This window comes from Stenotrophomonas sp. 1L-E-5-B-C3 (genome assembly GCF_057292075.1).
The window spans coordinates 217,491-241,241 of the sequence record NZ_JBXAWS010000005.1; the positions used below are offsets into that span (position 1 = coordinate 217,491).

24 protein-coding genes and 2 pseudogenes are annotated in these 23,751 nt (G+C 65.9%); 15 read left to right on the top strand and 11 right to left on the bottom strand.

The genetic code is table 11. The features are described from left to right. Positions 1-38: 38 nt before the first annotated feature. A pseudogene (locus AC0Z6F_RS08925) lies at positions 39-470 on the bottom strand (tyrosine-type recombinase/integrase); the annotation flags it as partial. 431 nt (positions 471-901) lie between these two features. Continuing rightward, positions 902-1,363, bottom strand: a complete 462-nt coding sequence (locus tag AC0Z6F_RS08930) for a DUF6265 family protein (RefSeq protein ID WP_125895913.1) — start codon at positions 1,361-1,363, stop codon at positions 902-904. 15 nt (positions 1,364-1,378) lie between these two features. Here AC0Z6F_RS08930 and AC0Z6F_RS08935 point away from each other — a divergent pair, with 15 nt between their 5' ends. Then, positions 1,379-2,302, top strand: coding sequence for a helix-turn-helix domain-containing protein (locus AC0Z6F_RS08935; protein WP_485617092.1), 924 nt, complete (start codon positions 1,379-1,381; stop codon positions 2,300-2,302). Positions 2,303-2,342: 40 nt separating this feature from the next. Here AC0Z6F_RS08935 and AC0Z6F_RS08940 read toward each other — a convergent pair whose 3' ends face one another. The 3 genes from AC0Z6F_RS08940 to AC0Z6F_RS08950 all read right to left on the bottom strand — a co-directional run bounded on the left by AC0Z6F_RS08940 (position 2,343) and on the right by AC0Z6F_RS08950 (position 4,786). After that, positions 2,343-3,164, bottom strand: coding sequence for a pirin family protein (locus tag AC0Z6F_RS08940; protein WP_485617093.1), 822 nt, complete (start codon positions 3,162-3,164; stop codon positions 2,343-2,345). A 216-nt stretch (positions 3,165-3,380) separates the two neighbouring features. After that, positions 3,381-4,274 (bottom strand): LysR family transcriptional regulator, encoded by an 894-nt coding sequence (locus tag AC0Z6F_RS08945; RefSeq protein ID WP_485617094.1) that lies wholly within the window; start codon positions 4,272-4,274, stop codon positions 3,381-3,383. Between the two features lie 89 nt (positions 4,275-4,363). After that, the gene (locus tag AC0Z6F_RS08950) at positions 4,364-4,786 is read right to left on the bottom strand and encodes a DoxX family protein (protein WP_006367019.1); all 423 of its coding nucleotides are present in this window, start codon (positions 4,784-4,786) and stop codon (positions 4,364-4,366) included. 306 nt (positions 4,787-5,092) lie between these two features. On the opposite strand from AC0Z6F_RS08950, the gene AC0Z6F_RS08955 reads away from it, so the two are divergent. Continuing rightward, positions 5,093-5,701 carry an FMN-dependent NADH-azoreductase gene (locus AC0Z6F_RS08955; RefSeq protein WP_006367009.1) on the top strand — a complete coding sequence of 203 codons (609 nt, stop codon included), beginning with the start codon at positions 5,093-5,095 and terminating at the stop codon, positions 5,699-5,701. A 90-nt stretch (positions 5,702-5,791) separates the two neighbouring features. Here the strand turns inward: AC0Z6F_RS08955 and AC0Z6F_RS08960 are convergent, their stop codons facing one another. Then, positions 5,792-6,271 (bottom strand): GNAT family N-acetyltransferase, encoded by a 480-nt coding sequence (locus tag AC0Z6F_RS08960; protein ID WP_485617095.1) that lies wholly within the window; start codon positions 6,269-6,271, stop codon positions 5,792-5,794. Positions 6,272-6,403: 132 nt separating this feature from the next. On the opposite strand from AC0Z6F_RS08960, the gene AC0Z6F_RS08965 reads away from it, so the two are divergent. Both AC0Z6F_RS08965 and AC0Z6F_RS08970 read left to right on the top strand, forming a co-directional pair. Next, entirely contained in the window at positions 6,404-8,599 is a 2,196-nt protein-coding gene (locus AC0Z6F_RS08965; RefSeq protein ID WP_485617096.1) for an AsmA family protein, read from the top strand. Between the two features lie 72 nt (positions 8,600-8,671). Further along, on the top strand, positions 8,672-9,157 hold the full coding sequence (locus tag AC0Z6F_RS08970) for a TspO/MBR family protein (RefSeq protein WP_197581046.1): 486 nt from the start codon (positions 8,672-8,674) through the stop codon (positions 9,155-9,157). Positions 9,158-9,186: 29 nt separating this feature from the next. Here the strand turns inward: AC0Z6F_RS08970 and AC0Z6F_RS08975 are convergent, their stop codons facing one another. Genes AC0Z6F_RS08975 through AC0Z6F_RS08985 form a run of 3 tightly spaced genes read right to left on the bottom strand, consistent with a single transcriptional unit; the run spans position 9,187 to position 11,192 of the window. Further along, positions 9,187-9,870: a Rossmann-fold NAD(P)-binding domain-containing protein gene (locus AC0Z6F_RS08975; protein ID WP_485617124.1), complete on the bottom strand. Its 684-nt coding sequence runs from the start codon at positions 9,868-9,870 to the stop codon at positions 9,187-9,189. Positions 9,871-9,891: 21 nt separating this feature from the next. Continuing rightward, positions 9,892-10,572 carry a ChrR family anti-sigma-E factor gene (locus AC0Z6F_RS08980; protein ID WP_485617097.1) on the bottom strand — a complete coding sequence of 227 codons (681 nt, stop codon included), beginning with the start codon at positions 10,570-10,572 and terminating at the stop codon, positions 9,892-9,894. Continuing rightward, positions 10,569-11,192 (bottom strand): sigma-70 family RNA polymerase sigma factor, encoded by a 624-nt coding sequence (locus AC0Z6F_RS08985; protein ID WP_485617098.1) that lies wholly within the window; start codon positions 11,190-11,192, stop codon positions 10,569-10,571. The genes AC0Z6F_RS08980 and AC0Z6F_RS08985 overlap by 4 nt, the downstream gene beginning before the upstream one ends. 130 nt (positions 11,193-11,322) lie before the next feature. Here AC0Z6F_RS08985 and AC0Z6F_RS08990 point away from each other — a divergent pair, with 130 nt between their 5' ends. The 11 genes and pseudogenes from AC0Z6F_RS08990 (at position 11,323) to AC0Z6F_RS09040 (ending at position 22,485) form a co-directional block, all read left to right on the top strand. Beyond that, positions 11,323-12,090, top strand: coding sequence for a hypothetical protein (locus AC0Z6F_RS08990; RefSeq protein ID WP_485617099.1), 768 nt, complete (start codon positions 11,323-11,325; stop codon positions 12,088-12,090). Positions 12,091-12,171: 81 nt separating this feature from the next. After that, positions 12,172-13,122: an acyl-CoA desaturase gene (locus AC0Z6F_RS08995; protein WP_485617100.1), complete on the top strand. Its 951-nt coding sequence runs from the start codon at positions 12,172-12,174 to the stop codon at positions 13,120-13,122. Position 13,123: 1 nt separating this feature from the next. Further along, on the top strand, positions 13,124-14,401 hold the full coding sequence (locus tag AC0Z6F_RS09000) for an NAD(P)/FAD-dependent oxidoreductase (RefSeq protein ID WP_485617101.1): 1,278 nt from the start codon (positions 13,124-13,126) through the stop codon (positions 14,399-14,401). Beyond that, positions 14,398-15,165 carry a DUF1365 domain-containing protein gene (locus tag AC0Z6F_RS09005; RefSeq protein ID WP_485617102.1) on the top strand — a complete coding sequence of 256 codons (768 nt, stop codon included), beginning with the start codon at positions 14,398-14,400 and terminating at the stop codon, positions 15,163-15,165. The genes AC0Z6F_RS09000 and AC0Z6F_RS09005 overlap by 4 nt, the downstream gene beginning before the upstream one ends. Further along, positions 15,162-16,421 carry a class I SAM-dependent methyltransferase gene (locus AC0Z6F_RS09010; protein ID WP_485617103.1) on the top strand — a complete coding sequence of 420 codons (1,260 nt, stop codon included), beginning with the start codon at positions 15,162-15,164 and terminating at the stop codon, positions 16,419-16,421. The genes AC0Z6F_RS09005 and AC0Z6F_RS09010 overlap by 4 nt, the downstream gene beginning before the upstream one ends. A 1-nt stretch (position 16,422) precedes the next feature. Continuing rightward, the gene (locus AC0Z6F_RS09015; RefSeq protein ID WP_485617104.1) at positions 16,423-16,971 is read left to right on the top strand and encodes a DUF2878 domain-containing protein; all 549 of its coding nucleotides are present in this window, start codon (positions 16,423-16,425) and stop codon (positions 16,969-16,971) included. Next, positions 16,968-17,753, top strand: a complete 786-nt coding sequence (locus AC0Z6F_RS09020; RefSeq protein WP_485617105.1) for a DUF1295 domain-containing protein — start codon at positions 16,968-16,970, stop codon at positions 17,751-17,753. The genes AC0Z6F_RS09015 and AC0Z6F_RS09020 overlap by 4 nt, the downstream gene beginning before the upstream one ends. Next, complete coding sequence (locus AC0Z6F_RS09025) at positions 17,750-18,823, top strand: SAM-dependent methyltransferase (RefSeq protein WP_485617106.1); 1,074 nt, start codon at positions 17,750-17,752, stop codon at positions 18,821-18,823. The genes AC0Z6F_RS09020 and AC0Z6F_RS09025 overlap by 4 nt, the downstream gene beginning before the upstream one ends. 8 nt (positions 18,824-18,831) lie before the next feature. After that, entirely contained in the window at positions 18,832-19,365 is a 534-nt protein-coding gene (locus AC0Z6F_RS09030; RefSeq protein ID WP_485617107.1) for a lipocalin family protein, read from the top strand. Positions 19,366-19,534: 169 nt separating this feature from the next. Continuing rightward, a complete protein-coding gene (locus AC0Z6F_RS09035; protein WP_100434615.1) occupies positions 19,535-20,161 on the top strand; it encodes a LuxR C-terminal-related transcriptional regulator in 627 nt (208 codons plus the stop codon). Positions 20,162-20,301: 140 nt separating this feature from the next. Beyond that, positions 20,302-22,485, top strand: a pseudogene (locus AC0Z6F_RS09040) (ATP-binding protein). On the opposite strand, the gene AC0Z6F_RS09045 reads toward AC0Z6F_RS09040, so the two are convergent. Both AC0Z6F_RS09045 and AC0Z6F_RS09050 read right to left on the bottom strand, forming a co-directional pair. After that, on the bottom strand, positions 22,486-23,241 hold the full coding sequence (locus AC0Z6F_RS09045; protein ID WP_012511015.1) for a SapC family protein: 756 nt from the start codon (positions 23,239-23,241) through the stop codon (positions 22,486-22,488). Between the two features lie 110 nt (positions 23,242-23,351). Continuing rightward, positions 23,352-23,624 (bottom strand): hypothetical protein, encoded by a 273-nt coding sequence (locus tag AC0Z6F_RS09050; protein ID WP_006366874.1) that lies wholly within the window; start codon positions 23,622-23,624, stop codon positions 23,352-23,354. Positions 23,625-23,751: the final 127 nt, after the last annotated feature.

Sequence of the window (23,751 nt, forward strand, 5' to 3'; positions counted from 1 at the left end):
TTAGGGCGTTACTTCGATTTCCACTCTCTTCGCCACTCCTAATCGTCCTCCAAAAGACGAGCGGCGGGATTCGCCATGGGCCCGCCTGTCTGGAAGTAGCCCGCCACGCTCGACACCGACCGGTGCTCGGTCAACTGCATAGTGGCAGGCAGCGCCACGCCTCGGCGACTCGCTTCGGTTACGAACCCCGACCTCAGGCTGTGCCCGCCAAAATCTCCCTTCAGACCCGCCAGACGCGCCCGTCGCTGTACGATCTCGCCAACGGAGGCCGGGGACAGGGCAGGGCCCACGCGCTGTTTCCATAGCCGCCGAAAAATCACCCCTTCAGTGATCCCGGCCGCATCGAGCCAGTCCTGCAGAGCGAGGGCGGCCCGATCCAGCACCGGCTTGTCTGGCGTCGACGTTGCGGTGACGCCGGCCTGCTGCGTCTTGCTGTGCTCCAGCCGGTAGATATAGCCCGCCTCGCCGACCAGAGAAGTTCGCATCGCTGCTGATGTCAGACCGAAACGCAAGCTGCCGAAGCAATGACCACCTGGCTGCGCCTGCAACTCCGGAAGGTCGCTACTTCCCTGGATCTAGCCCGAGTCGGCCCAGATTCGTGCCCGTTTCGAGCGTGCATGCTGCTACAAAATGAGGAAGTAGCACTTTTACCTAGCAGAATCGCCTCCAAAGGGCGAACTTCAGAGAAGTAGCGCTAGTAAGTTGAGCGGCGTAGCACTTTTAGTTGGGGTGGCCCCGAGCCAAGGCCCAGCCATTGCCACGTGGAGCCAACAAAGCCCGCAATCGACCGGTACCATATTTCGCATAATGTATATTATGTTACATGCAAGATCGCTACCCAAGAAGCCAGAGCCTCACCAGTCCTCAGATCCCTGACTTCACTCCTGGCCAGCGTTCCCACTCAATCCCCGCAGCGTTGATAGTCAAACGGAATCCGCAGGATCTTCCCGTCATCACCCGGACCGGAGATGCTCGCCTTCAGCGCAGTGCCATCACGCCGGTACTCGATGCGCTTCGGGAAGTCATTCTGCGGGTTCTCGAACACGACCCAGTTCGCGCCATGGTCTGCAATGACGAACGTGGTTGGCGCCACGCCATTGGGCTGCACATGCAGGCCAGCCGCTTTGCCCGCCGGCACCAGGCGCATGTACTCGAATGACTCCATATCGCCGTGGCTCAGCGTCCGTGACATCCCAAGTAAGGCGCCGCCGGCCTCGGGTAGCCAGACCTCATCAAGCCTGCGCTCCTCGGTACCGCCGCACCAATGCCCGGCCAGCCAGTCGAACTCGGCCGGTGCGGCCATAGCCGCGCCACTTCCCAACGCCAGGCCAGCGCCCAGCACCGCCACCTTCGACTTCAACATGTCCTGACCTCCTGGTTGGGTTGGCTGCAGGCTAGCGGCACGGACACCGAGGGGGCTTGTAAAAACGCGCAGGATGGCGTCCGATGCCGCATGGACTACTGCGAGCACCCTGCCCCCGACGACCTCCACCGTCACGTCCAGTGCATCTGGTGGCTGCAGGACGACGCACCCGCGAATGACGTGCAGGTCATTTATCCCGATGGCCGGTGCGAGCTGCTGGCCGAGCTTGGCGTGCCGCTGCAGCTACATGGCGCAGATGGCCGTATCCGTTCCGATCTACCGTTCTGTTTTGCGGCACAGCAGTCAGGACCTATCCGTTTACAGGCCGCTGGTGCGGTGTTCTGTATCGGTGTGCGGCTGCAGCCGGCCGCGAGCGCCTTGATCGCCCGTGCCCGCTTGCCCGGCCTTCGTGACCAGGCCCCGGACCTGTACACGCTGGATGCTTCCTTTGCCGAAACGTTCAGTGCAGCCGCCCGCGCCAGTGCGGCGACCAATACACCCGTGCCTCTCTGGCAGCTCCTGCGGGATCGTTGTGCCAGCTTCGTCCTGGACGAACGCGTCGAACAGGCCGTAGCAGAGCTGGATGCGATGGAGGGCGATCTGCGCATTGCCGAACTGGCGCGACGGCTTGGCATGTCCCTGCGCGGCCTGCAATCCCGCTTCCTGGCCGCGGTGGGCATGTCCCCGAAGGAGTACGCCCGCGTGCGCCGTCTGCAGGCGATTCTGCACACCCTGGACGGAGAAGCCACCAGCATTGCCACTGCAGCCGCACGTCATGGCTACAGCGACCAGGCCCATGCCACGCATGACCTTGTCCGCTGGACGGGGGTAACGCCCGGCCGGCTGGTGAATGCCCTGCGTGGCGATCGTGGCAGCGACGATGCACTGCGGTTGGCTGCGGCCTTCGTGCGCGGAAGCAGTAGCGGTCACTCACGATAGGCGGGCCCCACCCTCCTGCCCTGCTCCAGTACAGAATCCATCAGCCAGCGCTTCCCGCCGCCCGGATCTGCTTCCCCAGCTCCCGGATCCGCGCCTCACCCGCCTCCAGCGCCTGCGGGCTCGTATGGACCGAGTAATAGCCTGTTGCCAGCGGATACGGATGCCGTGCTGCGGTACCGAACACGAACTCGGTGTCCTCGCGGGCGAAGAACGCGACCTCCTGACCGCCTTCCTCGAAGACGACCAGTTCACCTGCACCGATCGCTTCGGGCACACGCAACGAGCCCACGCTCACGGCGGCCCAGGCCACGTCATGCCCCGGCGGCGGTTGGAACCGCCACGATTTTCCCGCCCGCAGTTTCACCGAGAAATAGTTGATCGGTGCCGGTGCATCGATGGGGCTGCGGGCCATGCCGTACGATCCCAGCAATACGGTCACCGGACCTTCGCTGCGGATCTGCTCGGGGCCGAAGTAGCGGCTGAAAGGTGCAGCCAGCTCCAGTGCAGGTGGCAACGCGAGCCACAACTGGAAGCCGCGCAGCCGATCGGAATCGCCGAATCCGCCGCCGTGCCAGGCACCATTGCCGGCCTGCATCCACTCCATCCAGCCGGCCTCGATGCTGCCCTCGCGCCCCTGGTCGTCTTCATAGTCGACCGCCCCTTCCAGCAGCCAGGTGAGCGTGGCGATGCCCGAGTGCGGATGCAGGCCAAGCGCAGGGGCTTGGGAACGCGAAAGATCACGTGCATCGATAAGGTCGAGGAAGACGAACGGCTTGAGCCGTTCGCCCAGATCGGAAGGGCTCACCAGCCGGGTGATGGGTCCGTGGCTGCGGCCGCGGGTGCGATGCACGATGCGGCGCACGGAGGCGACCGGAGGCATCGCGGTGGATTCGGAAGGGTGGACGGCAAGCATGGCGTGGTCTCCTTGGAAGCAGGTTTCGAACGTCGCAACGACGTCGTACGTCCAAGGTAGGCACTGAGCACGCACGGCAGTAGCCGGCCAGCGCGGATTTCATTCCTCCATCGTTGGAGCAATGGCTGTCACGCGTGGAGGCGGCAGCGCCTGCCGCTCAGGTGCTTACCAGTTGCCCTGCATCAGATGGGTCGTGGCGAAGTCGATAAACGCGCTGGCGGCGCGCGGCAACTGCCGCCGGCTCTGGTAGACCACGAACAACTCCAGCCCATCAATACGGTAGTCGGGCAGCACCTGGACCAGCTTCCCTTCCCGCAGCGGCTGCGCCACCATCGCCTCGGTCAGCAGCGCGATGCCCATGCCGGCCACGCAGGCCTTGGTCAAGGCCAAGGCCGAGTTGGCGCTGAATCGCCCGCGCACTTCTACCTCAGCGGGGCCATCCGGCCCCATCAAGCGCCACTGCGTGCGCCCTGAGCCCGAGGGCACGGCGATACAGTCGTGCGCGGACAGGTCCTCCAATGCGCTGGGCGCTCCCCGTGCCTCCAGAAAGGCCGGGCTGGCCACCAGCACTGCACGGTTGTTGCCCACCCGGCGCGCGATCAGTGTTGGTCCGGTGACTGCACCTCCACGGATCGCAACATCGATGCCGTCGGCGACCAGATCGGCGCGCGCATCATTGAGCACGAACTCCAGGCGAACCCGTGGATGGGCCTGCAGGAATGACTGCACCCACTCCAGCTGGAACCAGTTGAAGAAATCCACCGGCGCGGCGACGCGCACCTTTCCCACCGGCATCTCGCTGCCCTCGGAAAGCTCCAGGGTGACGTCCGCCAGCGCTTCGATCTGCTCCACGCTGCGCGCGTACAGGCCTTCACCGGCATCGGTCAGGGTCAACTTGCGGGTGGAACGATGCAGCAGCCGGACACCCAGCTGCTCTTCCAGCTGCTGGATGCGCCGGCTGGCAGTATTGGAGGGCATGCCGATCCGGCGCGCGGCCTCAGCGAAGCTGCCGGCCTTGGCCACCTGTACGAACAGGGCCACATCATTGAGATCGATCACCCGCGGACTCCATGCAGACGACCTCCGGTACGGAGGCCCCTGCATTGTGTTGCAAATGGTGTCGCCGCGCTCGGCGCAGCGCCCTGCCCTCATCGGGTCTTGCGCGCATCCAGGCTGAACCGGCCTGCGCCGTTGGCGGCCAGCATCAGGAATGCACCGGCAATGGAGACATTCTTGAGGAACATGATCATCTGCGTCTGGTCAGCGACGTTGTTGTGGAACAGGAAGGCGGTAGCCAGGGTGAAGCCCGCCAGCAGCACAGCGACGATCCGGGTCTGCCAGCCGGCAATGATCGCCAGCGCGCCACCGATCTCCGCCAGGATCACCAGCGGCAGCATCAGCGCGGGGACGCCAACCGAGGCCATGTACCCCGCTGTTGCCTCATAGGCACTGAGCTTGCCGAAACCTGACATCAGGAACAACGAGACCAGCAGGAGGCGGCCGAGCAGCTCGATCGCACCCAGCACGCGGATGGAGGATGAGGCAGCAAGCGTTGTGGAGTAAGTGGACATGTCTGTGTTTCCTGGAAGTGTGTTCGAAAGAGAGGGAAGACCGTAGCGGCGGGAACGGCGACGACGTCTTCGCTGCCAGCGGAACGCACTCTAGACGGGCCACCCGCCCCTCCACTAGCCGACGTAAAGGGAATTCACCCGTCCATGGGTGGACGAATCACGGCCATGCGGAATTGCCCTCATCGGTGGACGAATGAAATCCGTTGCGACCGGCTAGTGGGGCGAAACACGCAGAAATAGAGTGCGGCCGTGGCCCATGGCACGACCTTCGCCGGGCCCGTCCCTCTCTTTACTGCGAGAACCAGCATGAAACTCCTGCACATTGATTCCAGCATCCTTGGCCAGCAGTCGGTTAGCCGCCAGCTCACCGCCCAGCTCATCGAAGCTGCCCGCCAGCAGCATGGCGACGTGAACGTGACCTACCGCGACCTCGCCCTGGCGCCGGTTGACCACCTCGCCCCGCCCCACCTCGCAGCCGCTCAGGGCGCTCCCATCGAAGCCGGCACCCTGCAGCAGGATGTGGCACTCGGCGCCAACGATCTGGAGGCGTTCCTGCAGGCGGATGTCGTCGTCATCGGAGCGCCGATGTACAACTTCAGCATTCCCAGCCAGCTCAAAGCCTGGATCGACCGCATTGCGATTGTCGACAGGACGTTCCGTTACACCGCACAGGGGCCTGAAGGCCTGGCGGGCGGCAAGCGCGTGCTGATCGCCTCCACCCGGGGGGGCATGTATGCCGGCGATGCGCCGGGTGCGGCCATGGACCACCACGAAACCTACCTGACCAGCCTGTTCGGCTTCCTCGGCGTCACCGACCTGCACTTCATCCGGGCCGAGGGACTGGCAATGGGAGACGACGCGCGGGCGCAGGCACTGCAGCACGCCCAACAGGACATCGAGCGCGTCTTCGCCTGATATCCGTGCCGGTGGCGGTACATGACGCCACGGCATTTCGATCAGGTTCCCTGCCAGCTGTCCAAGCCCGATGAACAGCGATATTCCCGGTTACAGGAACCGGTGCATCACATACACGTCAACCAGGCCCAGCTCCTGATGCCGGAACGCCTCCGGTAGCGTCCCGACCACCGCAAACCCCAGCGTGCGGTACAGCGCTACCGCCGGCGTGTTGGTACTGACCACGTAATTGAACTGCATGGCCAGAAAACCCTCCGATCTGGCTCGATCAAGACTGTGCTCCACCAGCGCCCGGCCAATGCCGCGACCTCGCACCCGAGGATCGACCACATAGGTGGCGCTGGCCACATGCGCACCCAGGTCCGGGAAGTTGGCGCCCATCTTGTACATTCCGACCACCCTGTCTTCCAGAACGGCCACATCGGCTGTCTGCAGCCCGAACCAATGGCTTCGAAAGGTTTCGGCCTCGAATGTGCGGCCAAAAGGCAGCGCGTCCCCGGTCGCAATAGCGGCTCTGAAGATCGCCCACATGGCGTCGAAGTCGTCTGCGGTGGCGGCTCGAATCTCCATGCGACTCCTCCAGATCCGGCGTGAGAATCAAGTCGGACACTAGCAGAGCCGTGCTGCGGCCCGTGCCTGCTTCACGCGCCACCGCCATCGTTTCGGCAATAGTTGAGTGAATTCCGGCCCTTAGAGCAGTACATGCCCCCTAATCCCGCGCGCACTCCACACCGGTTCCGCCGATGGCGCGTCGCTGGCTACGTTCTACTGGGCGTGTACGTTCTCTACCTGCTCGCCGGCAACATCTTCCTCAATACCCCGCTGTTCGACCAGGTCACCAACCGCAAGCCGCACAAGTTCGTGATGACTACCGGCCCGGCCATCACGCTGCTGCCTGGCCACGTTATTGCCTGGAACGTGCACATGCGCGGTCACGTGAATCACACCGTCTACGTGCTGCATGCGGAGCGCGCCAGCGCCAGGCTGGCCGTGCTGCCCCTGTTCCACCGCGAAGTGCGGGTTCCCCGATTGCAGGCCACAGGCGTGTCGGCCGAAATCAGTCGCGTCGAGGACGCCATTCCGTCGCCCCCGCGCAGCGACCAGGGCTGGACCCTGCGTTTCGACGCCATCCACAGCGACAGCATCCGCAGCGCCCGGCTCGGCAAGCTGTTGATCATCGGCAAGGGCCAGGGAACCGTCGGGTTCCTCAAGCAGCTGCGCGGCGGCCCGTCCGAACTGTTCGACTCCGAGGTCTCGTTCAGCAAGGCAGACACCAGCTATGACGGTGTGCAGCTGCTGGGCGACATGGATCTGACCGCGCGCTTCAGCTATCCGCGGCACTATCGCGACCAGGCGCCCGGCCTGGCCAAGTTGAAGTTGCTGCGTGCGCAGCTTGATGTGGACGCGCGCAGCCAGGGCTTGCGCATGGATACGGACGCGCAGACGCCCCGCATCTCCAGTTCGCCGGTTCCCGGTCGCCTGCAACTGGCGGTCCACCTGTTGGACGGCCAGTTGCAACCTGGTGACCGCGCGCTCTGGCAGGTGCCGCTCTACCTCGGCGACGGCGCACCCGATCGCGGCGTGCTGGCCCTGCAGCTCAATGTGGCCAACGACATGCGCCTGCAGGCACGCCTGCCGCCACGCCCGGACTCGGCCGCTGGCATCGATGCCGACCTGCACATCACCGGGCGCGAGATTCCATTCCAGCACCCTGCCCAGCTGCTGGAACGCAGCTCCGGCACTGTGCGCGGCGAATGGACCTTCACCTCGCTCAACTGGATCCCTGCCCTGTTCGTACGCAAACCGTGGCTGCAGCTGGATGGCGGCGGCACGCTGAAGGCGGATCTACGCCTGCGCAATGGTGAGCTGATCGAAGGCAGCACCGTGGACATTCCCTCGGCCGAAGCGGTGGCCGAAGTGGCCGGCGTGCGTCTGGCCGGCACGGCCAGCGCGCATGGCGAGCTGAAGGCCGGGACACCCACTCAGGCACAGCTGGCGATCCGGCTGCCGCGCTTCACGGCGCGCCCCAGCGATGCGAAGGATGTGCGCCTTTTCGACGGTCGCGACCTGGCCGTGGAACTCACCGGCGATGGCCGCCTGCAGGAACTACGCAAGGGCGTTCGTGCGCGGCTGCGCTTCAGCGAAGCGACCATCCCGGACCTGGCCACCTACAACCGCTACCTTGGCTCTCAACAGGTGCGCCTGCTGCGCGGCACCGGAATCCTGAGCGGCGACGCCATGCTCGACACCGATGGTCGCGTTGGTCACGGCACTGCCCGCCTGCAGGGTCGAAACGCCAGCGCGAAGGTTGCAGGCCTGGACATGGGCGGCGACGTCGACGTGAACGCCACGCTTCGGCGCGGCGACTTCAACCAGCGCCATTTCGATCTGTCCGGCAGCACGGTGGAACTGCGCAATGTGCAGGTGGCGGGCAGCGAGCGCGCGAACACGTGGAAAGGACGCATCGCCTTCAAGCGCGGCCGCATCGATGCGCAATCGCCGTTCCAGGTGGATGCGACGACCGACCTGACCCTGAGTGATGCACGGCCACTGTTGGCACTGTTCGCCGAACGCACCGATTACCCACGCTGGACCCTGTCGCTGCTGGATTCCGGGCAGGTCGATGCGCAGGCAACGCTGCGATGGCGCCCGGGTCATCTGGTGATCGATGGCCTGCAGGCCGAAAACGATCGTCTTTCGGTGCGTGCGCGGCTGGATCTGCTGGAACAGCGCAAGCGTGGTGATCTCTACCTCCGCTGGGGGCTGCTGGGCGCCGGCATCGAGCTGGATGGCGACCATCGCCAGTGGCATCTGGCCAAGGCACGCGAGTGGTTCGATCAGCAACCTTCACTCTTGCCGACGAGCCAGGGAACTGGCGCCGCCAGCTCTTCGGACTGAAGGCGCCCGTACCGCATCCATCTGCCGCGCTCGTACGTATGTGTCGGCATACGTATTCAGGAGATGCACGCAATGAAGAGGAGCACGCAAGGAGTTGGCCTGCTGGGCTGGATCGCGATCACGTTTGCCGCCGCTACGCTGGGCGCTTGGGCCTCGACGTCAGCCGCCAGCTTCTATGCCAGCCTCGTACTGCCCTCCTGGGCGCCGCCGGCCAGCGTGTTCGGTCCAGTGTGGACCCTGCTCTACGCGCTGATGGCGATTGCGGCGTGGCTGGTCTGGCGTGATCGCGGCTGGCGCGGGGCTCGGCCAGCACTGTCGCTCTATCTGTTGCAGCTGGCCATCAACGCACTATGGAGCTGGCTGTTCTTCGGCTGGAAGTTGGGCGCCCTCGCTTTCATCGACATTCTTGTATTGCTGGTACTTGTCTGCGCCACCATCTTTGCCTTCGCGCGCATCCACCGCGGTGCCGCGGTAATGCTGCTGCCCTACCTGGCCTGGATTTCGTTTGCTTCGGCGCTGAACTTCTCGGTCTGGCAGGCCAATCCCGCTGCACTGTGATCGCTCCGATTGCCTCAAGCCTGCGGCAATCAGGCCACCAGGTCGCCTTCGCCAGCAGCGATCCGGTTGATCTGAGCGCACTCCACCGTCGCGGGTGGATTGCTCATGCCGGCCAGCGCGATCATCGCCTGGCCCAGTGCAAGATTGCTGGTCACCAGCCCAGGGGTAATCACCCCTGCCAGTTTCATCAGCGGTGCACCGCCCCAGTACAACGGTTTCAGCACGGCATGCCGGGTGCCGGTGCCAGGCACCGGGCGGACGCCACCAGGGCGCAGCATGACTGCCCGGATCGGTAACACACGCAATGCCTGCTCGGTTTCGCCCTTGATCCGCAGCGGCATGATCCGGCTTTGCGGGTCCGCGCCTGCGCCAGACACATACAGGAAACAACCGCGAGGATTAGCAGCGGCCCAGGCGCGCGCGACGGCGAGCGTGGTATCCAGGGTCACCCGCCGGTACTCAGCCTCGGCAGTGCCTACAGGTGGCGCGCCTGCGCAGTACAGGCAGGCGTCGTAGCCAACCAGATCATCGCGTTGCTCAGTGATGCGCAGGAAGTCCGGCACCACCAGCTCGTCACCGGCGCCGGCAAGGCTGCCTCGATGCCGGACCAGAGCAGTCAGGCTGGCAACCCTTGGCGAAGTCTGGCAGGCCATGGCCACGCCCTGCCCCACCAGCCCCGCGGCACCGGTCAACAGCACGCGCATTTCCTTCATCGTGCTCATCGCAGCACCCCGCTAGAGCTTCACGAAACGCTGGATCTTCCTCGCCAGCCAGCCGCTGAACACCAGTGGTGCGTCCAGCGCGGATACGCAGATGCAGGGCACGCCCGGCGCCGTCACCGGCTGGTGCTCCACATCTTCATCCAGATCCGCCACGTCACCCGGCGCAAACAAGCCCAGGGCATCGTTGTAGGAGCCGCGCAGGATCTGGGTCAGCTCGCTGCGGCCATGGCTGTGCATGGGAAGGCATTTGCCGGGCGCGATCTTCAGCATGATCAGTGAAGGCATCTGTTCGGCGCGGATGCAATGCACCCCCGGCGCCATCCAGCGCCAGCGTAGTCCACTGAGCGAGGTCCCGAAGTACGGATGCAGCGACGCCGGCAGGTGATCGGGATCCGCTTCAGGCCGCTCTGGCGGCACTGGACGTACCGGCGCTGTAACGCTGATCGGCGACTCCGTAATCAGGCGCCGCAACATCGCCTCGCGAAGTGCATTCCGGCGCGCGTCACCGCCGCCTTGCGGCGGCTGCGTCTGCTCCAGCAGCACCGAGCCGATCACCTCGGCATCCCGCAGCCGCTGGCGGCACTGCGGGCACTGCTCCAGGTGCGTGCCGGCAACAATGCTCAACGGCGCCGGCAGCGCGCCCGCGGCATAGCTCATCAGGGTGGATTCGTGAAGGTGGTGGTGCGGATTCACAGCGCGCCCCCCACCTTGGATTGCAGCTGCAGGAACGCACGTCGCAGATGCGATTTGACCGTACCCAGCGGCATGCCCAAGGCTTCGGCGATCTCGCCGTGGCTCTTGGCCTCGAAGTAGGACATGCGGACCAGACGCGCCTGCACCGCAGGCAACTCATTGATGCGCTGGCGCAGCCGGGCCTGGTCGGCGAACTGCTCGGCACTGCTGCGCTCAACCACGTCTGCCGTCGCTGCGTACTCCACCGCGGCCTGCACCTGCATCCAGCTGCGCTCATGCCGTACCCGGTCGATATGCAGGTTGCGCGCGATGCGGTACAGCCAGGTACTCAGCGCTGCCTGCGCCGGGTCGTAGTCGGCTGCGCGCAGCCACAGCCGCAGCAGGCACTCCTGCGCGAGCTCCTCGGCGACTGCTTCGGGTGCGCCCAGGCCGCGCAGGTAGACGCACAGGCGTGGCATGAAATGATCGTAGATGCGCATGAAGCAGTCGCGGTCGCGCAGCCGCGCCACACCGTCCATGTCACCGGCCCAGTTCGTCGGCTCGCTGTTCGGCTGCTGGGAACTGGACACGATGCGTACGCTATCGAAGTTGAAGGCGGGGCTGGCGGCGTCAGGGTACATCTGCGTTCGCGGCGGGCAGGTGAAGGTCTGTTCTCTCTACGGCTGGGGGCACCATTTGGATGCAGCCAGCGCCGCGCATCCAGCCAGCCCTCTGCACCGTAAGCCCTGAGCCCCCTTCCGGATGCCCCTCATGCGCATCATCTGGCTGTTGCTCTGCCTGCCCTGCACCGCACTGGCTACCCCTTGGCAGCGCAGCGAAGGTGTTGCCACCACGCCGCAAGGGGCTGCCGCCTATCGGGAGCTGCACTGGCAGCGCTCCGCCCAGGACGGCTCCGAGCGCTGGGTGCTGTACCAGTGCCCGGATGGACGACCCTTCGCACGCAAGCACCTGCCCGCCACCTCGCAGGTACAGGCGCGCGGCTACACCCTGGAGGACAGGCGCAGCGGCCAGACGGCGGAGGTAGCGGCCGATGGTGGAACGATCGCGGTCGACTGGAAGGAAGCCGCCGCCTCCCCTCGGCGCCAGCGTCGCCTCACCCTGCCGGCAGATGCTGTGATCGACGCCGGATTCGATGCGGCAGTGCGCCTGCATTGGCCTGCCTTGATGCGTGGTGAGCGCGTCTCGCTGCCTTTTCTGGTTCCGGCGCGGCAACGCTTCTACCCGGTACAGGTGGTGCGCAGCGGGCCGCTGCGCTGGCAAGGTATCGATGCCCAGTCCATCGAGGTCAGCCTGGACACCTGGTATGGCGGCATCGCACCGCGCCTATCGCTTGTCTACGCGAGCGCAGACCGGCGACTGCTGGAATTCCGTGGCACCAGCAATCTTCGCGATGCGCGGGGCGGCTACCCACAGGTGGTGGTGCGGTTTGCATCAGCGCCACGTGAAAGCGCTGCGGTCGAGTGGCAACGGGCCTGGACGCAACCGCTCGTTGCCGACTGCGCCGTGACGCCCAGGTGAATCGGCAACGATCTGCACGGCAGTGCATCCATTCTGTGTTCTGGTGCGTAGAGGAAGACACGACTCCAGCCGAGATCCGTCATGGCTTCTGTAGCGCCCCTTCCCCGCCGACGCCGCCGTTTCCTGCGTACATTGAAGCGCTGGATCGACACCGGCAGCGGTGCAGATGCCAGCGCGGGCCAGCCGGGCCGCATTGATTGGCTGCGGGCGGTGCCATTCGCTTTGATGCACGCAGCTTGCCTGGCGGTGATCTGGGTCGGCATCTCGTGGACCGCGGTGATCATGGCCGTTGCACTCTACGCAGTGCGGATGTTCGCGATCACCGCGTTCTACCACCGCTACTTCTCGCACCGCACCTTCCAGGCGTCGCGACCAGTGCAGTTCGTGTTCGCGGTGATCGGTGCCGCCAGCGTGCAGCGCGGTCCGTTGTGGTGGGCCGCACATCACCGCCACCACCATCGCCATGCCGACCAACCCCTGGACCCGCACTCACCGCGCGAAGGGGGTTTCTGGCGCAGCCACATGGGTTGGTTCCTGACCCGTGAGGCCTTCGCCACCGATCTTTCGCGGGTGCCCGATCTCGCCCGCTTCCCGGAACTTCGCTGGCTGGACCGCTTCGATACCGCGGTGCCGGTGCTGCTGGCCGCCGGCCTCTATGCACTGGGTGCCGCGCTTGAACGCTGGGTACCCGCACTGCACACCTCCGGACCGCAGCTGCTGGTCTGGGGCTTCTTCATCTCCACCGTGGTGCTGTTCCATGCCACGGTCACCATTAATTCACTGGCGCACCGGTTCGGCCGCCGCCGCTTCGAAACCCGCGACGACAGCCGCAACAACCTCTGGCTGGCACTGCTCACCTTCGGCGAAGGCTGGCACAACAATCACCACTTCTTTCCAGGCACGGTCCGCCAGGGCTTCCGCTGGTGGGAGATCGACCTGACCTGGTACGGGCTGCGTGCGATGTCCGCGGTCGGCCTGGTCAAGGGACTCAAGCCGATTCCCGAATGGGTACTGGCCAAGGCGAGGTACTGACATGCGCATCGCGATCATCGGCTCCGGCATTGCAGGCTTGGCCAGCGCCTGGTGGCTGCATGGCGAACATGAAGTCACGCTGTTTGAAGCCAATGACTACCTGGGCGGCCATACCCACACCCACGACGTGCAGGTGGGCGGCCGGCGCATGGCCGTGGATACCGGCTTCATCGTCTTCAACCCGCGGCACTATCCGCTGCTGACCGCCTTGTTCGATGAGCTGGACGTGGCCTCGCAGCCGACCACGATGAGCTTTTCAATGCACAGCGAGCGCAGCGGCGTGGAATACAACGCCACCTCGCTGGACGGCCTGTTCTGCCAGCGCCGCAACCTGCTGTCGCCGCGCTTCTGGGGCATGCTGGCCGACCTGCGCCGCTTCTACCGCGACGCGCCGCTGCTGCTGGCAGAAGACCAGGGCCCTACGCTGGGCCAGTACCTGCGCGACCAGCGCTATGGCGAGGCCTTCATCGGGGAGCACCTGCTGCCGATGGCGTCGGCGCTGTGGTCTTCACCAACCGCCACCGTGATGGACTTCCCGGCGCGCTATCTGGCCCAGTTCATGGCCAACCATCAGATGCTGCAGATGACCGGGCGTTCGCCGTGGCGGGTAGTCAAAGGCGGCTCGGCGCGCTATGTCGATGCCTTGCGTGCCCGCTGGCAGGTACGCGAACGACTGGAATGCCCGGTGCATTCGGTCGAGCGCATGCCCTGGGGCGCGCGGGTGCACAGTGCGGCCGGCGTGGAAGGCTTCGACGAGGTGATCCTCGCCTGCCATAGCGACCAGGCGCTGGCGCTGCTGGGTGACGCCGATGCCATCGAGCGCGAGGTGCTCGGCGCCATCCGCTACCAGCCCAACGAAGCCGTGCTGCACACCGATGCATCGCTGCTGCCGCGCGACCGCAAGGCCTGGGCCGCCTGGAACGCGCACGTGCCGCGCGACCCCACCGCGCCGTGCACGGTCAGCTACTGCATGAACCTGCTGCAGGGCCTGCCCGGTGACACTCCGCTGGTAGTGACCCTCAACCGCAGCGAGGCGATCGACCCGGCCAAGGTGCTGCGTACGCTGCACTACGCGCACCCGGTGCATGACCATGCCGCAGTGCGCGCGCAGCAGCGCTGGGGCGAGCTGCAGGGCCGGCGCCATACCTGGTTCGCCGGTGCCTATTGGGGCTGGGGCTTCCATGAGGACGGCATCCACAGTGCCCGCCGCGTTGTCGACGCACTGCGTGCCTGCGAACCGCATCGATTGGCGCCGGCGTTCGGCGAGGTCGCCGCGTGAGCGCCAGCGCACTCTATATCGGGCAGGTGATGCATCGGCGCCATCACCCGCATCCGCACGCCTTCCGCTATCCGGTTGCACAGCTGCTGCTGGATCTTGATGAGCTGGAGACCGTGTTCGAACGACGCTGGCTGTGGTCGGTCAACCGGCGCAACCTGGCCGAGTTCCGCCGCAGCGACTACTTCGGCGATCCCGCGCAGCCGCTCGGCGATGCCGTGCGCGACCACGCCGCGAACACCCTCGGCTACCGCCCCTGCGGGCCCGTGCGCCTACTGACCCACCTGCGCTTTGCCGGCCACGTGTTCAACCCGGTCAGCTTCTACTACTGCTATCGGGCTGACGGCAGCACGCTGGACTGCATCGTCGCCGACATCACCAATACCCCATGGAAGGAACGCCACGCATACGTGCTGCCGGTATCGACCGCGCTCCATGAGGGCGCGTCACTACGCTGGCGGTTCGACAAGTGCTTCCACGTCTCGCCGTTCATGCCGATGGATTGCTGCTATGACTGGCGGTTCAACGCACCCGGCGAGGACCTGCGCGTGCACATGCAGGTGTGGCGTGACGACGTGCGCCAGTTCGACGCCACCCAGTCCATGCAGCGGCGCCCGCTGGACGGACGCGGCCTTGCGCGCGTCCTCGCCTGCTATCCGTTGATGACCACCCAGGTGGTGGCCGCCATCCATTGGCATGCGCTGCGCCTGTGGCTGAAGCGCAACCCGGTGCACGACCACCCTTCCCTTGCCGAGAAACCACGATGAACGAGATGAATCCCTCGGTAGCCGTGCCACAGCCGGGCACGCTCGACGTTTTCCTGCGCCGCCGCCTGCTGGCGCAGCTGGCGCCCCTGCGCGACGGCCGTCTGTGCGTGCGCGATGCGCTCGGCGAGGTCTGGCTGGGCGAAGCCCGCGGTGATCTGCAGGTCACGGTCACCATCGACGACCCGGCGTTCTACCGAAAAGTGGCTGCACAGGGCAGCGTCGGCGCCGGCGAGAGCTACATCCACGGCGACTGGCACTGCGATGATCTGGTGGCCCTGGTGCGGCTGCTGGTACGCAACCGCGATCTGCTTGACAGCATGGAGCACGGCCCCGCCCGCGTGGGCGGCTGGCTGCTGCGCGGCTGGAATCGCCTGCGTCGCAACAGCCGCGAAGGCAGTCGTCGCAACATCGCGGCGCACTACGACCTCGGCAACGATTTCTTCGCGTTGTTCCTGTCGCCCGACCTGATGTACTCCTCGGCACTCTTCGCCGATGACAGTGAATCGCTGGAGACGGCATCGCGACGCAAGCTGGACCGCATCTGCCAGCAGCTGCAGCTCAAGCCGGGCGACAACGTGGTCGAGATCGGCACCGGCTGGGGCGGTTTCGCCGTGCATGCGGCCCAGCACTATGGCTGCCACGTCACCACCACCACCATTTCCGCCGAGCAGCACGCGCTGGCCACCGAACGTGTAAAGGCCGCCGGCCTGCAGGGGCGCGTCACCCTGCTGATGCAGGACTACCGGGACCTGCAGGGCCGCTACGACAAGCTGGTGTCGATCGAGATGATCGAAGCCATTGGTGCCGAGTACCTGGACACCTACATGGCCACGCTGCAGCGCCTGCTGAAGCCGCACGGCGTGGCGCTGCTGCAGGCCATCACCATCGAGGACCAGCGCTACGAACAGGCGCGGCGCAGCGTTGACTACATCAAGCGCTACGTATTCCCGGGCAGCTTCATTCCCTCGATCAACGCGATCATGGCGGCCAAGACCCGGGCCAGCGACCTGCAGCTGATCGCGCAGCAGGATTTCGGCCATTCCTACGCGCTGACCCTGCGTGCATGGCGTCATCGCTTCCTCGCCCAGCTGCCTGCGGTGCAGGCGCAGGGCTTCGACGCGCGCTTCTGCCGTCTGTGGGAGTTCTATCTGGCGTACTGCGAGGGGGGCTTCCTGGAGCGTTCGATCGGCGTGTCGCATCTGTTGCTGGCGCGTCCGGGCCATCGGCCGATGGGGGCGGCGAGCGATGGCCACTGAAATGCGCCGATTCTGGACCAACCTCATCGGCAACCAGCTGGTCTGGCTGTGCGCGGTGGCCGGTGCCGGCCGTGGCTGGCAGTGGCCAGCGCTGTTCGCGGCAAGCCTCTACGTGGCCAGCCAGGTGCTGACATCCCCCAAGCCGAGCGTAGACCTTCGCCTGTTGCTGGTTGCGCTGGCCTGCGCCTGGCTGGTGGATGCCAGCGCAGCGGCCAGCGGAATGGTGCGCTATGCGGCGGCATCGCTTGGCTGGGCACCGCCGCCGTGGATCATGGCGCTGTGGGCCGCGTTCGCGATGACGCTGACCACCTCGATGCGCTTCCTGCTACGGCACCCCGCATTGCCGGTCCTGTTCGGCCTGCTGCTCGCGCCACTGGCCTATCTCTCGGCCTCCCGGGGTTTCGATGCGGTGCAGTTCCGGGCGCCCACCTGGCAGGGGCTGCTGGTGCTCGGTCTGGGCTGGAGCATCGCTCTGCCGCTGCTGTGTGCCACGGCCCGCCGCTGGTCGCAACCTTCAGACCACCCGCCACTTGCCGGAGCATCGTCATGATCAATCCAGGGTGGGTGCTGCTGTACGCAGTAGTGGTAATGAGCTGGGGCTGGGCCTGGCAGCGTCGCCACTCCAACATCGGCGTGGTTGATGTGCTCTGGGCCAAAGGCGTGGGTGCATCGGCGCTGCTGCTGGCACTGCTGGGCGATGGCGCGTTGATGCCACGGCTCGCGCTGGGGCTGTTGGGTGGGCTGTGGGGCAGCCGCCTGGCCTTGCATCTCTGGCACCGGGTCCGTCACGAAGACGAGGACGGTCGCTACCGTTATCTGCGGGAACACTGGCACGGCCACCAAGGGAAAATCTTCGGCTTCTTCATGGCGCAGGCGCTGCTGATCGTCCTGTTCGCCCTGCCCTTCGTCGCGGTGGCGGCCAATCCAAGGCCGGGGCTGTCGCTGTGGGTGGTTGCCGGCGCAGGCGTCTGGCTGCTCAGCGTCGGCGGCGAGGCGCTGGCCGACCGGCAGCTGGCCCGGTTCCGGGCCGACCCGGCGAACAAGGGCCTGACCTGCCGCAAAGGGCTCTGGCGCTACTCGCGCCACCCCAACTACTTCTTCGAATGGCTGCACTGGTTCAGCTACGTGCTGCTGGCGGTGGGCTCACCACTGTGGTGGCTGGCGTGGTCCGGCCCGCTGCTGATGTATGTATTCCTGCGCTATCTGAGCGGCATTCCGTTCACCGAGAAGCAGGCTCTGCGCAGCCGCGGCGAAGACTACCGCGAGTACCAGCGCAGCACGTCGATGTTCTTTCCCTGGTTCCCCCGCACGTCCAAGGAGCATTCCGCATGAGCGCGATCCCGTCACTGAATCCGGCCGAAGATGCGGAGACCGGGCTGATCGCCTGGGCCGAACGCGGACTGGTGCCCGATGCGGCGCTGCGTGCCGGCATACGTCGCCTGTGCGCACAACGGCTGCATGACGAGGCCGAAGGCGGAATCGAGGGGCAGTCGGCACGCTTCAGCCGGCGCATCGCCGAGCTGGCCGACAGCCCACTCGCGCTGCATACCGAAGTGGCCAACCGCCAGCACTACGAAGTTCCCGCGGCCTTCTTCCAGGCCTGCCTGGGCAAGCGCCTGAAGTACAGCAGCTGCTACTACCCCACTGGCCGCGAAACGCTGGACCAGGCCGAGGACGCCATGCTGGCGCTGTACGGCCAACGCGCCGGCCTGGCCAACGGCCAGCAGATCCTTGAACTCGGCTGCGGCTGGGGCTCACTGACGCTGTGGATGGCCGAACGCTTCCCGCAGGCGCATATCACCGCCGTCTCCAACTCGCACAGCCAGCGCAGGCACATCATGGCGCAGTGCCAGGCGCGCGGCCTGGGCAACGTCGAGGTGCTGACCTGCGACGTCAACGAGCTTGAGCTGCCAACGGCACAGTTCGACCGCTGCGTGTCGGTGGAGATGTTCGAACACGTACGCAACTATGAGCGGTTGCTGTCGGGCATCGCACGATGGCTGAAACCGGATGGCGCGCTGTTCGTGCACATCTTCGCCCACCGCACGCTGATGTATCCGTTCGAGACCAGCGGCGGCGACAACTGGATGGGCCGCCACTTCTTCACGGGCGGGCTGATGCCCGCCGCCGACACCCTGCTGCACTTCCAGCGCGACCTGCGGCTGGAACAGCGCTGGCTGCTGGATGGCAGTCACTACCAGCGCACCGCTGATCATTGGCTGGCCAACCAGGACGCCGCCCGCGAAGAGGTCATGCCTGTACTGGTCGCCACTTACGGTCAGGCCGCGGCAAAGATCTGGTGGCAGCGCTGGCGGATGTTCTGGATGGCCTGTGCCGAGCTGTTCGGCTACGACGATGGCCGGCAGTGGCTGGTGGCCCATTACCTGTTCCGCCCACGCTGAGGTGTGACATGCGCATTTTCCCGCTGCTTCCTCTGCTCGCAGCCGGCCTGTTCGGCGCAGGCTGCAGTTCCAGCGACACCCGGCCCCTGCCGCGGCCACCATCGGTGGATGTGCCGCGATTCATGGGCGACTGGTATGTGATCGCACACATTCCATCGCGCCCGGAACGCGAGGCTTTCGATGCGGTGGAAAGTTACGCGCTACGGCCGGATGGACGCATCCAGACCACCTTCACCTATCGCAAGGGCAGCTTCGATGCCCCACAGAAGTCGATGCATCCGATCGGCCGGGTGGAGAAAGAGGGAAACGGTGCGATCTGGGGCATGCAGTTCATCTGGCCGATCCAGGCCGAATACATCATTGCCTGGCTGGACGAAGGCTACCGCCAGACCATTGTGGCCCGCAGCAAGCGCGACTATGTCTGGTACATGGCGCGTACGCCCCAGGTCTCGGAAAGCGACTACCAGCAGGCGGTGCAGCGCATTGCAGCGATGGGTTACGACACTGCCAGGTTGAGGCGGGTGCCGCAGTCGGTCCGCTGACCCGGTATCGATGAGTTCCATCCACTACATCAATGACGTTCGCGGAACCGATGCGCGCAACACATCGATTCTTAGGAATAATCGCAAAAATCCCGGAAATTCGATGCCCGGCGTGACAGTGACGCCAAAATGATGACCACGCCCATGGGCGCTGATCACCTCCCTGCGCATGAATGGACATCCTGCACCGCGCCGGCTGCGCCTGGCGCTTCTGGACGACCATGAAGTCGTCCGTCGCGGCATCGCCCTGCACCTCAACCGCGACCGCCGCTTCAGCATCGTCGCCAGCCACTCCCTCAGCGAAGACCTCATCACCACCCTGCATCGACTGCCCGTCGATGTGGCGATCATCGACCTGAGCCTGGCCCCCGACGACCGCGGTAGCGCCGAGTTGATCCCCCTGCTGCGCGAGACCTTTCCCCACATCCCACTGCTCGCTTTCGCCACGCTTTCACCCGCAACCAACCTCAGCCACCTGATCAATGCCGGCATCGGCGGCGTCGTCGGCAAGGCCGAGCCGCTGCCGATGCTGTCAGAGGCCATTGTGTGCGTGTCTCAGGGGCTCAGCCGCCTGCCACCTGACTGTGTCCTGCCTGCGGACTGCAGTGAACTCAGCCGCAATGAACGCGAGGTACTGGAACTGCTGCTCACCGGGCTCACCGTGTCCGAGATCGCGCTGCGTCGCCACCGGAGCGTCAAGACCGTCAGCACCCAGAAGATTGCCGCGCTGCGCAAGCTTGGCCTGCGCAACGACGCCGAGATCTACGCCATGCGCCCACACGCGAGCCCGCCGTGAGCAGGCGGGACCGCTCGCGCCTGCGCACCTCCCTCGCCCTGCTGCTGGTTCTTCTGCTGCTGCCGGCGGCATCTGCGGAAGATGTCCGATCCCAACGCTGGGGGCCAGGAAGCGAGGTACGGGTTGCCACGGCCCCATCCATGCGTCCGATACCCGCTGCACTTGCAGAGACAGCGCCATTTCCCACGCTCGCCCACGGCTATGCAGGCCTGGTAGCGCGGCATGCACAACTGCGTTTCCTGGACCTGCCCTATCCCACCACCGCCGCATCGGTGGCCGCCGTCTGAGGCCGCGACGCCGACCTGGTACTGGTGATGGGCGGCTCCGGACACCCGCAACTCCCCTGTCCAGAGCTGGTTGCCTCCGCCCCGTTTCGCGGTGGCCGGACGGTCCTCGCCGGGCAACCCGGCCGTTGGCTGCCACGCGGCTTGCCTGATCTGGAGGGAAAGATCCTGGCGGTGGTTGAGGGTGGGCCCTACGCTGGGTGGTTGGGTACACATCATCCACGGATCCATCTACTGCAGCTTCCGGATCGTCACGCGGCACTCGCGGCGGTCGTTGCCGGTACCGCCGATGCCGCGATCGGCTTGGAGACGACGCTGCGACCAATGACCCGCCGCTATTTCAGTGGTGACCTGCTGCTGCAACCGATCAGCAGCGATTTCTCCACCGACCTGCATCTGCTCGCCCGTCGGGAGGACAGGCACTTGCTTGAACGCATCGACCGGGGCCTGCGCGACATCACGCTGGAAGAGCACGCTGGCCTGCTGCATCTCTGGGCGCAGCAGATGCTGCCCGCATCGGTGGAGCGGGCACTGGGCTGGATGCGGTCACCACCACCGGCCTGGTTGCTGGCATTGATCGCCGCGCTGGCCGGGCTTCCACTTCTCTGGCATCCGCTGCGCCGTCGCTTCAGCCGCAGCGAGCGCGACCGTGCACGCGCGATCGGCATGATCAGCCATGAGGTGCGCAATGCCGCGCAGACGCTGTTGGGTTCGATCACCCCGCTGCACCAGGCCCATTCGCCAGAGGGCCGCCGCGAACTACTCGCGGCGATGGCTGCCGCAGGACGCTCCCTGCGCGGACTGCTGGACCGCTCGCTGGATTTTTCGCGCCTCGCCAGTGGTGGCTTCATGCCGCAGGTACAAGCCTGCGATGTCGCACTGCTCTGCAACCATTCGCTGGATGCGATCCGCGTGCTCGCACGCAGGAAGGGCCTGGAGCTCAGGCTGGACTGCACTGCAGCGCCGGCGCCGCTGGTCCTGCTGGATCCCGATGCGCTGCGCCAGATCGTCGACAACCTGCTCGGCAATGCGCTGAAGTTCACCGACGTCGGCGGCATCGATCTGCGCGTGCAGCTGCGGCCACCACCGCGCCCGCATGAGCTGCTGCTGGATGTGATCGACAGCGGCATTGGCATCTCTGCTGCGCAGGCGACATCCCTGTTCCAACCCTTCCGGCAGGGTGAGGACGGGCTGCGGCGCGGCGGCAGCGGACTGGGGCTGGTGATCGCGCGCGAACTGGCCCGCTCGATGGGCGGCGACCTGACTGTTCACAGCGTCCACGGACGCGGCAGCCGATTCACCCTGCGCCTGCCGGTGCGGATCGCCCGGTCCCACCCGCCGACTGCGACGGTGGCCGCTCATGAGCAGCCGCTTGCTGGCCTGGATCTGTTGCTGGTCGAAGACCATGAGCTCAACCGCCGCCTCATGGCCGCCCAGCTGCAGCGTTTGGGGGCGGATGTGCAGGCGCTTGCCGATGCCAGCAACGCACTGGAAGAGCAGGCGCGTCGACCGCGCAGCACGGTGCTGCTCGACATCGGGCTTCACGACATGGATGGCTATGCGCTGGCCCGCCGGCTGCGTGCGCGGGCGCACACGCCCTTGCGGTTGATCGCATTGTCGGCACGTACGGGCCGCCGCCATGCGGCGCGCTGTCGCGAGGCGGGATTCGACGCGGTGCTGGCCAAGCCGCTGCAGATCGCCAAGCTGCTGCAGGTGCTGGCGTTGCCAGCGCTACGGGGCCACGTTGCACCCTCCAGCACGGCATGCATTGACTCCGCCTATGCGGCCGACATCAGCACGGAACTGGCTGCCATCGAGCGCACCGTTACCGGCGCCGCTCCGGATGCACTGCGCCACCACGCCCACCGCCTGCAGGGTACGCTGCAGATCTGCGGCGCAACGACACAAGCCGATATCGCGGCCGAACTGTGGGAGCTGGGGCATAGGGCCGCGCCTGACTGGGTCGAGGCGCGGCGACTGCTGCAGGGATTGCAGCAGTGGCACGGCTCCCGCAAAGCGGAAGCCGCACCATCGGCATGATCAGGCCGCCAGGCGCTCGACCTGGCGACGGGTCAGGTCGTTGAAGCGACCCAGCGACATCAGGTGCTGGTGGATCAGCGCCAGCCAGCCGCTGCGGTGCCACTCGACCACAGTGGCTTCCGGCAGTGCGACGAACTTCTCGACATCCACGACCTGGAAGCCGTTGAGGTTGAACTCGCGGCCATCCGGAGTACGCACGGTGGCGTTGCGTTCAACCAGCAGGCCGTTGTCGATCAGCGCCTTGGAGAAGGCCTGGGTCTGTTCGTGCTCGCGGGTGAACTGGCCGCAGAACTCCAGCGCCTGCTGCACCATCTCGGTGGCCTTGCCATCGACGAACAGCGGCTGGCCTTCGTCACCACCCTTGACCACGCGCGGGTTCTCTTCATCGATGCCCAGCAGGAAATCGTTGTCCGCGCCGGTGTCGATGAAGATGAAGGGATGGCGACGCAGGTAGGCCGGGATATAGGCCTCGTCTTCCCACAGTCCGTCCTTGATGAACAGGTTCTCTTCCGACACGCCGACGGCCGCCATCGGCACCGCGGTCGGACCGGCGAACAGGATCGGGAAGTGGTGCAGCGCCAGCGAGAACTCGCCGAGCACCAGCGGAATGGCGTTGTTGCCAGCGGCAAACTCGAGCCTGCCCGGCAGGATGCGCAGGTCGGCGTGCACATCGGCCTGCAGCGGCACCGGACGGGTGTAGAACAGGGGGGTGCCGGTCGGCGCCGCTTCGGTGGTGGTGTCGCTGGTGGTGGTCATCTTGGGAACCGTTCGATCATGCGCGCCTGCCATCCCGGGCGCGCCAGCGGGAACAACCTGAATCCCGCATTATCAACAAGCTCGATGACAACGGCCACCCCACCGACGACCTATTTCAGCTGCAGGGGGTAGCGTTGCCAGAGAACGTGGACCAGAAAGCCGGCCAGCTCGGTATCGCGGGCGCTGACCGCAGCGCGGATCTTGTCCAGCAACACCATGTCGCTGCAGGCGCGCACATCGGCGTGGTTGGCCTGCCCGGCCCGGCGCGCCCGGTAGCGCGCGGCCCGCTGTGCGTCGCTCATTGCGTACCCGAACTTGGGCGGACGGCCGCGTTTGCGCGGCAGGGTCAGCTCAAGGGTTCCGGGGTCTTTGTCATCACGCATGAGAGGGGTGCGGGCGGCGGCGAGCAACGGGGGGTGCGCAATTTATCGTGAGGCATCACTTTAATCCAGCTTTTTCTGCAGTTTTGTTGCAATGCAGTGCGAATATTCGCGTGTCGATGCGGATTCA

Coding starts and splice junctions, on each gene's coding strand:
- AC0Z6F_RS09030 (WP_485617107.1), top strand. CDS start 18,832: ATGCGCATTTTCCCGCTGCTTCCTCTGCTCGCAGCCGGCCTGTTCGGC.
- AC0Z6F_RS09045 (WP_012511015.1), bottom strand. CDS start 23,241: ATGACCACCACCAGCGACACCACCACCGAAGCGGCGCCGACCGGCACC.
- AC0Z6F_RS08970 (WP_197581046.1), top strand. CDS start 8,672: ATGAAGAGGAGCACGCAAGGAGTTGGCCTGCTGGGCTGGATCGCGATC.
- AC0Z6F_RS09015 (WP_485617104.1), top strand. CDS start 16,423: ATGCGCCGATTCTGGACCAACCTCATCGGCAACCAGCTGGTCTGGCTG.
- AC0Z6F_RS08995 (WP_485617100.1), top strand. CDS start 12,172: ATGGCTTCTGTAGCGCCCCTTCCCCGCCGACGCCGCCGTTTCCTGCGT.
- AC0Z6F_RS09035 (WP_100434615.1), top strand. CDS start 19,535: ATGAATGGACATCCTGCACCGCGCCGGCTGCGCCTGGCGCTTCTGGAC.
- AC0Z6F_RS08975 (WP_485617124.1), bottom strand. CDS start 9,870: ATGAAGGAAATGCGCGTGCTGTTGACCGGTGCCGCGGGGCTGGTGGGG.
- AC0Z6F_RS09020 (WP_485617105.1), top strand. CDS start 16,968: ATGATCAATCCAGGGTGGGTGCTGCTGTACGCAGTAGTGGTAATGAGC.
- AC0Z6F_RS08965 (WP_485617096.1), top strand. CDS start 6,404: ATGCCCCCTAATCCCGCGCGCACTCCACACCGGTTCCGCCGATGGCGC.
- AC0Z6F_RS09025 (WP_485617106.1), top strand. CDS start 17,750: ATGAGCGCGATCCCGTCACTGAATCCGGCCGAAGATGCGGAGACCGGG.
- AC0Z6F_RS08955 (WP_006367009.1), top strand. CDS start 5,093: ATGAAACTCCTGCACATTGATTCCAGCATCCTTGGCCAGCAGTCGGTT.
- AC0Z6F_RS08990 (WP_485617099.1), top strand. CDS start 11,323: ATGCGCATCATCTGGCTGTTGCTCTGCCTGCCCTGCACCGCACTGGCT.
- AC0Z6F_RS09050 (WP_006366874.1), bottom strand. CDS start 23,624: ATGCGTGATGACAAAGACCCCGGAACCCTTGAGCTGACCCTGCCGCGC.
- AC0Z6F_RS08985 (WP_485617098.1), bottom strand. CDS start 11,192: ATGTACCCTGACGCCGCCAGCCCCGCCTTCAACTTCGATAGCGTACGC.
- AC0Z6F_RS08950 (WP_006367019.1), bottom strand. CDS start 4,786: ATGTCCACTTACTCCACAACGCTTGCTGCCTCATCCTCCATCCGCGTG.
- AC0Z6F_RS09000 (WP_485617101.1), top strand. CDS start 13,124: ATGCGCATCGCGATCATCGGCTCCGGCATTGCAGGCTTGGCCAGCGCC.
- AC0Z6F_RS09010 (WP_485617103.1), top strand. CDS start 15,162: ATGAACGAGATGAATCCCTCGGTAGCCGTGCCACAGCCGGGCACGCTC.
- AC0Z6F_RS08930 (WP_125895913.1), bottom strand. CDS start 1,363: ATGTTGAAGTCGAAGGTGGCGGTGCTGGGCGCTGGCCTGGCGTTGGGA.
- AC0Z6F_RS08960 (WP_485617095.1), bottom strand. CDS start 6,271: ATGGAGATTCGAGCCGCCACCGCAGACGACTTCGACGCCATGTGGGCG.